At 30.8% G+C, this 370-nt stretch carries 1 protein-coding gene; it reads right to left on the minus strand.

Annotation, left to right across the window (positions count from 1 at the left end; genetic code table 11):
- The coding region (locus UNSWCS_RS12035) for a hypothetical protein (protein WP_035143940.1) at positions 1-370 on the minus strand (370 nt) is incomplete at both ends.

The raw sequence follows: 370 nt of genomic DNA on the forward strand, positions 1-370 counted from the left end.
TGATTTAAGACCTGTAAATTTATCTTCTTGATTGTTATTTGATTTGCTATCTTTATTGTTTTTATCTTCTAGGATATAGTTAGCCCCTATACTAAGAGATGACCCTTTGTTATAGCTTATATTTGATAGGTTCTCATAGCTTAGGGTATTTGTTTTTAAATTTAGGTTGTGGTTATCTATAAATTTATTGTTTTCATCGTAGTTTCCACTAGCTAGTAGTGAGCCTTTTAAATGGGTGTTTTTGCCTACCTCTACATTCAGCTCATTTGCTGTTATAGATGAGAGAATAGTTTGTTTAGTTATAGTATTTGAGCTTGATCTAGAGAAATTTGCATTGGTGCTAGATTTATCTATGGTGTTAATATCTACG

The organism is Campylobacter concisus UNSWCS, from assembly GCF_000466685.1.
GTDB classification, from domain to species: domain Bacteria; phylum Campylobacterota; class Campylobacteria; order Campylobacterales; family Campylobacteraceae; genus Campylobacter_A; species Campylobacter_A concisus_A.